Annotated in this window: 7 protein-coding genes and 1 pseudogene; 2 read left to right on the top strand and 6 right to left on the bottom strand. The window is 66.8% G+C overall.

Translation table 11 applies throughout. The features are described from left to right. The coding region (locus tag AC3AYF_RS15770) for a substrate-binding domain-containing protein (RefSeq protein ID WP_487779978.1) at positions 1 to 391 on the top strand (391 nt) is incomplete at its 5' end. A gap of 46 nt (positions 392 to 437) precedes the next feature. On the opposite strand, the gene AC3AYF_RS15765 is transcribed toward AC3AYF_RS15770, so the two are convergent. Next, a complete protein-coding gene (locus tag AC3AYF_RS15765; protein ID WP_295040811.1) occupies positions 438 to 959 on the bottom strand; it encodes a gluconokinase in 522 nt (173 codons plus the stop codon). A gap of 304 nt (positions 960 to 1,263) precedes the next feature. Between AC3AYF_RS15765 and AC3AYF_RS15760 the strand changes: the two genes are divergently transcribed. After that, the gene (locus tag AC3AYF_RS15760; protein ID WP_295040813.1) at positions 1,264 to 2,610 is read left to right on the top strand and encodes a GntT/GntP/DsdX family permease; all 1,347 of its coding nucleotides are present in this window, start codon (positions 1,264 to 1,266) and stop codon (positions 2,608 to 2,610) included. Positions 2,611 to 2,707: 97 nt separating this feature from the next. Here AC3AYF_RS15760 and AC3AYF_RS15755 read toward each other — a convergent pair. From AC3AYF_RS15755 to rsmA, 5 genes and pseudogenes are all read right to left on the bottom strand, one after another. Beyond that, positions 2,708 to 3,776 (bottom strand): annotated as a pseudogene (locus tag AC3AYF_RS15755) (polynucleotide adenylyltransferase). Between the two features lie 18 nt (positions 3,777 to 3,794). Further along, on the bottom strand, positions 3,795 to 4,121 hold the full coding sequence (gene glpE / locus AC3AYF_RS15750) for a thiosulfate sulfurtransferase GlpE (protein WP_295040817.1): 327 nt from the start codon (positions 4,119 to 4,121) through the stop codon (positions 3,795 to 3,797). A gap of 47 nt (positions 4,122 to 4,168) precedes the next feature. Next, positions 4,169 to 4,990 carry a symmetrical bis(5'-nucleosyl)-tetraphosphatase gene (locus tag AC3AYF_RS15745; protein ID WP_295040819.1) on the bottom strand — a complete coding sequence of 274 codons (822 nt, stop codon included), beginning with the start codon at positions 4,988 to 4,990 and terminating at the stop codon, positions 4,169 to 4,171. Between the two features lie 84 nt (positions 4,991 to 5,074). Then, entirely contained in the window at positions 5,075 to 5,458 is a 384-nt protein-coding gene (apaG, locus tag AC3AYF_RS15740) for a Co2+/Mg2+ efflux protein ApaG (protein WP_295040821.1), read from the bottom strand. Beyond that, the gene (gene rsmA / locus AC3AYF_RS15735; RefSeq protein ID WP_295040823.1) at positions 5,455 to 6,303 is read right to left on the bottom strand and encodes a 16S rRNA (adenine(1518)-N(6)/adenine(1519)-N(6))-dimethyltransferase RsmA; all 849 of its coding nucleotides are present in this window, start codon (positions 6,301 to 6,303) and stop codon (positions 5,455 to 5,457) included. Before rsmA ends, apaG begins: the two co-directional genes overlap by 4 nt. Between the last annotated feature and the right edge of the window lie 75 nt (positions 6,304 to 6,378).

Genomic DNA, 6,378 nt, shown 5'->3' with positions numbered 1-6,378 from the left:
GGCGATGCGGCAGGCGGGGCTATCGGCCCAGCGCTGCCTGACCACGCCCCACCCCTCCTCCTATCGCCTGGGCGGAGAGCTGCTGGGCTCGATGCTGGTGCGCTGGCCGGAGCTGGAGGCTGTGTTCTGCTGCAACGACGACCTCGCCGCCGGGGCGCTGTTCGAGTGCCAGCGGCGCCGGCTCGAGGTGCCCGGTGCTCTGGCACTGGCCGGTTTCAACGGTCTCGACATCACCGAGGCGACCGCTCCGCCACTGGCAACGGTGGTGACACCCCGGCGGCGTATCGGGGATGTCATCGCCTCACGCCTGCTGGCTCGCCTCCAGGGCGCCCCACTGCGACCCTCCAGCGAAAACCTGGGGTTCCAGATTCGCGTTGGAGGGAGCCTCTGAACGGCGCCCCGCCTGCGCGCGCTCGCCTTTGGGGCGGGCGGTTATCTCAGCGTCCGGCGGCGAGAAATCGCTTCTCGAGTTTCAGTACCGCTTCGTTGACCACCTGCTCGAGCGTGCCGGCGATGTCGACGGTGACCGCCTCGTCCTCGCCCGGCGCCTCGAGCGTGGCCAGTTGGCTGTCGAGCATCGCCTCCCCCTTGAAGAAGTGCTCCCGACGCGCCTGGATGCGCTGCAGCAGCAGCTCGCGGCTGCCGGCAAGATGCACGAAGGTGAGTGCGCCATCGCCTTGGCGCAACGTATCGCGGTAGCGCTTCTTGAGGGCGGAGCAGCCGATGACCAGCGTCTCGTCCCTGGCCCTGGCCTCGGCCAGAAACTCCGCCAGTCGCTGCAGCCAGCCGGCCCGGTCGTCGTCGTCAAGGGGTTCGCCGCGGGACATCTTGGCGACACTCTCCGGCGAGTGGTAGTCGTCTCCATCGAGGAAGCGCCCTCCCAGTGCGGTTGCCAGCCGCTGCCCGACCTCGGTCTTGCCGCAGCTGGATACGCCCATTACGACGATGCGCTGACTCATCTTTGCGTCCATGACGTTGCCTTCCGATTGGTACCAGCAGGATTGCTACGTAGGTAGTGACTACATCGGTAATCGATACGTATGTGACTGGTACGGATGTGATTGGTGCCGTGTGGCCTCGCCTGCCTGCTACTGGCCTAGCCCGATTGGATCGATGTTGTCTCTACGCCTTTAGGCGCATTGTTGAGATCGATCTGTTACCGGTAACATCCATTCTCGCCAACTCCACCGCGAAGCACAACGCCACCATTGGCGTATATCCGGCCTCCGGCGCCGCGTGCTCTCACCAAGGAATGTCGTCGACATGGATAGCCCCACCTCTCTGATACTCGCCGCACTGGGCAGCATCATCGTGCTGCTCTATCTGGTCATGAAGCTGCGCCTGCACGCCTTTGTCGCACTGCTCGTCGTCAGTGGCCTGGTCGGGCTGGCGACCGGCATGAACGTCGACCAACTGCTGGACACGGTCGAGAAAGGCATGGGCGGCACGCTGGGCTTCGTCGCCACCGTGGTCGGCCTGGGCGCCATGTTCGGCAAAATGCTGGAGGTCTCCGGCGGCGTCGATCGCCTGGCCAGCACGCTGCTCGACAAGTTCGGCGAGAACCGCTCGCAGTGGGCGATGGGCGTCACCGGTTTCCTGGTGGCGATTCCGGTATTCCTGGACGTCGCCTTCATCATCCTGGTGCCGCTGATCTATGCCCTGACACGCCGTACCGGCCGCTCGCTGCTCTACTACGGCATTCCGCTGCTGGCGGGGCTTGCCGTGACCCACTCGTTCATCCCACCGACACCGGGGCCGATCGCCGTCGCCAAACTGATCGGCGCCGACCTTGGCTACGTGATCCTGTTCGGCGCGATCTGCGGGCTGCCGGCCATGATCATCGCCGGCCCGCTGTTCGGCCGCTGGATCGCAAAGCGTATCGACGCCCAGATTCCGGATTACATGGAGCTGCCGAAGAACGATCTCGATACCGCCGGCCTGCCCAGCTTCAAGCTGATCCTGTCGATCATCCTGCTGCCGCTGGCCCTGATCGTCCTCAACACCGTCTCCGGCGTGATCCTGCCGGCGGACAGCCCGGTGCTGGCCGCACTGACCTTCCTCGGTCACCCGTTCGTGGCGTTGACCCTGGCCACGCTGCTCGCCTTCACGCTGCTGGGGACGCGCCGCGGCATGAAGCGGGAGCAGGTGATGGAAGTCGCCACCAAGGCGCTGGAACCGGCCGGCATCATCATTCTGGTCACCGGTGCTGGCGGCGTGTTCAAGCAGGTGTTGATCGATTCCGGCGTGGGCGAAGTGATGGGCAACATCATGGCCGAAAGCGCCCTGCCGCCGATCCTGCTGGCGTTTTTGATCTCCACCGCGGTCCGTGTGATCCAGGGCTCGGCCACCGTCGCGATGATCACCGCCGCCGGCCTGATGGCCCCGGTGATCACCACGCTCAATCTCGACGGCCCGGTGCTCGGCCTGCTGGTCATCGCGATCGCTTCCGGCGCCACGGTGCTGAGCCACGTCAACGACTCCGGCTTCTGGCTGGTCAACCGCTACTTCGGTCTGACCGAGGCGCAGACGCTCAAGAGCTGGACGGTGATGGAGACGATCATCGGCCTGACGGGGCTGGTGATGGCGCTGATCGTCGGCCTGTTCGTCTGACCCGCGACTCGGCCATGAAACGCATGACGCCCGCTGCGGGGTTCCCGCAGCGGGCGTCCTGGTCTCCAGCACCGTCGACCGACACGTCGAAGGCTCGCTAGCGGCGCGTGTCCAGCGCTTCCCGCACCGTCGCTTGCCGACGCCGGGAGAGCTCCTTGCCCAGCGCCGGTCCACGAAACCCCTCGTCGAGCAGCGCTTTGGGCAGGATCTGGGAGGCCAGCCGCCAGGCCAGCGCCAGATCGTCCGCCAGTTCGCCATCGTCGTGGGCGATCAGGGCCAGCAGCGGCGTGACGCGCTCGGGCCGTCGCCAGGCGTCGATCCCGTCCAGCCAGGCCATGATCGCGCCGGCACGATCTTCGGCGTCACCGGGCCGCAGATCATCGATGCGGAGACGCAACCGGCGGGACAGGGCCGCCAGCCGCATGGCATCCCGAAAGGCGTTGGGCGCCTTGACGGCATCGTTGAGCCGCGCTTGCTCATCGTCCTCGAGGTGCTCGCCGAGCCGCGCCCAGCGCCATAGCGCCACGCTGTGGGACGCGGATTCGTCGGGAACGGGCTCGAGTCGCGCCAACACCGTTGCGAACGGCGGGCCGAGAATGTCTCGTCCACACCCGCTCGGCGACCAGGTACTGCATTTCGCCGCTCTCGGTGAGCTGGCGCATCAGCGCCATCGTCTCCGCGACGATGGTGAAACCGAGCTTGCGGTAACGCGCCAGGAAACGCGCCGCGCGCAACACCCGCAACGGATCCTCGACGAAGGCGGCCGAGACATGCCGGAGCCTCCTGGCCGCAAGATCGGCGGCACCGCCATAGGGGTCGACCAGCTCGCCGTCCGGGGTCTCGGCCATGGCATTGATGGTGAAATCCCGCCGCGCCAGATCGGCTTCCAGCGTCACGTCGGGGCTGGCGTGGACCTCGAACCCGGTGTAGCCGTGCCCCTGCTTGCGCTCGGTGCGCGCCAGCGCGTACTCCTCGTGGGTATCGGGGTGCAGGAAGACGGGGAAGTCGCGACCGACGGACTTGAAGCCGCGCAGGCGCATCGCTTCCGGCGTGGCGCCGACCACCACCCAGTCGCGATCGCCCACCGGCCAGCCCAGGCGGGCGTCGCGCACGGCGCCGCCCACCAGGTAGACCTCCAGTCCGTCGAGACGGGGATCGGGGGGCATGCTCAAGGCTCGCCGCCGTTATCGTTCGACATGTTCGGGCCACCGATGCGCCCAGTCCACGAACCCGCCGTCCAGACTGTAGACCTCGTCGAAGCCCTGCCCGGCAAGCCAGGAGGCGGCTTGTTGACTGGAGTGCCCGTGATAGCAGACCACCACCACGGGCGTGTCGCTGGGCGTCTTGTCCACCAGCTCCGCCACCGTGGTGTTGTCGAGATGCCGGCTGCCGGGAATATGGCCCTGGGCGAAACTCATGGGATCGCGAATGTCGACGAGCTTGAGCGAGCGTCCTTCGCTCAGCCACTGCGCCAGCGTCGTCGGGTCGAGATGGGCGAAAGACTGGGTCATGAATCACTCCTGAGAAGCGTTGGCTGAGCGAACGGAAGCGGAACCATTCACCGGTCTGCCGACCCGGACGGCACCGAGATCCGCTCGCCGCTGTCGAGATCGAGGGCGGTCAGGGAGCCTCCCCATACGCAGCCGGTATCCAGCGCTTGCGCATCGACCCTGGCCCCCGGGGTCTGCCCCTCCAGCGCGGCCCAATGGCCGAACAGCAGCGTCAGGCCGTCGGCGCGGGGATAGGTGAACCAGGGGGCGTAACCCTCGGGCGCGCTGTCCAGCCCTTCCTTGGCGGCAAAATCCAGCGTGCCGTCAGCGGCGATGAAGCGCATGCGGGTGAACACGTTGACGATGGCCCGGATGCGATCCATGCCGGCCAGGTCGGGCTCGAAACGAGCCGGACGATTGCCGTACATCACGTTCAGGAAAGCATCCACGTCGTCTGACCGCAACACCGCTTCCGCCTCCGCCGCCAACTCGTTCGCCTGGGCGAGCGACCACTGCGGCGGCAGCCCGGCATGGGTCATCACGCAGCCGCGCGCGGCGTCGTCGACCAGCAGCGGCTGACGCCGCAGCCATTCGCGCATTGCGTGCCGGTCCGGCGCCTCGAGAATGTCGCTCAGGGTATCTTTGCGCTTGAGCTTGCCATGGCCCCGCGCGACGGCCAGCAGGTGGAGGTCGTGGTTGCCAAGCACCACCCTGGCGGCGCCGTCCAGCGCGACGCTCCTGCGCAGGCAGCCAAGCGAATCGGGGCCACGATTGACCAGGTCGCCGACCAGCCACAGCCGGTCCCGGGAGGGCGAGAAGTCGAGCCGCTCGAGCAGGGCTTCGAATTCGGCGTAACAGCCCTGCAGGTCGCCGATTGCGTAGGTCGCCATGCGCTTCCTCGTGTTGGTGGTGCCGCCGCAGGCCGCGATTTGATGCCGGTGCGGCGGCGGACGTGAACGCCGATCGCTCGCCGCTCAGTGGACCTGATTGGGGCCCGCCAGACGAAACGGCGCGATGGCGACATCGAAGGTGGCCTGGCTGGACAGGTCGATACAGGTGTAACTGCCCTGCATGACACCGACGGGACATTCGATCACCGCACGACTGGTATAGCGAAAGCTGTGCCCGGCAGTGATCGTCGGCTGCTTGCCGACCACCCCGTTGCCGCGCACCTCCTGCACCTTGCCGTGGCCCTGGGTGATCTTCCAGTAACGCGACAGCAGCTGCACGCTGCGGTCGGAGTGATTGTGCACGGTCACCGTGTAGCTGAACACGAACCGGTTGTCGCCGGGCGACGATTCGTCCTCGCGAAACGCCGGCTCGATGTCGACGGTGACGGCGGGTGATCTCTCGCTCATGAACTCTCCTCCGTCGCGGAAGAACTCTCCGGCCGGTGGCCCGTGAGATGGTTGCTGATGGCGACCAGCTCCTCGACCCGCAGTGTCTGGGGACGGCGGCCGGGATCGATCCCCAGCGCCGCCAGCGCCTCCGCATCGATCATCCCCTTGAGATTGTTGCGCAGGGTCTTGCGCCGCTGGCCGAACGCCTCCCTCACCACGTCGGCAAAATGGGCCTCGTCCAGGGCCGGTGAAGGCGGCTCGGCATAGGGCGTCAGGCGAACGATCGCCGAGTCCACCTTGGGCTGCGGCACGAAGGCGCCGGGCGGCACCACGAACAGCGACTCGACCGCGCAGTGATACTGGGTCATCACCGACAGCCGCCCCCAATCGGGTCCGCCGGGCTCGGCGGCGAGGCGCTCGACGACCTCCTTCTGCAGCATGAAGTGCATGTCCAGGATGGCGCCGCGGGCCTTCAGCAGGTGGAAGATCAACGGCGTCGAGATGTTGTAGGGGAGATTGCCGATCACCCGCAGCGGGCGTCCATCCTGTCGGGACAGCTCGTGAAAATCGAACTTGAGCGCATCCCCCTCGTGAATCGTGAACTCGGGATAGTCGTAGAACTGTACCCGCAGGCCGGGAATCAGATCGCGATCCAGCTCGATCACCTCCAGCGCACCGGCAGCCTCGAGTATCGGCCCGGTCAGCGCGCCCTGGCCGGGGCCGATCTCGACCAGGCGATCGCCGCCACGCGGACCGATGGCCCGCACGATGCGCGAGATCACCCCGACGTCGCGGAGGAAGTTCTGGCCGAACCGTTTCCGGGCACGAGGCATCGGTGAACGATCGGAGGAGCGTGTAGCCATGAAAACAGGATTCCTTCAGTGAGCGCGGGCGGTCATCTGCCGAGCCACCTGGAGTGCGACCCGGAGGCTCGCCAC

The sequence above is a fragment of the Salinicola sp. genome, from assembly GCF_982684285.1.
The sequence above is the reverse complement of the archived record's forward strand: the minus strand, read 5'-3'. Positions and strand labels throughout refer to the sequence as shown.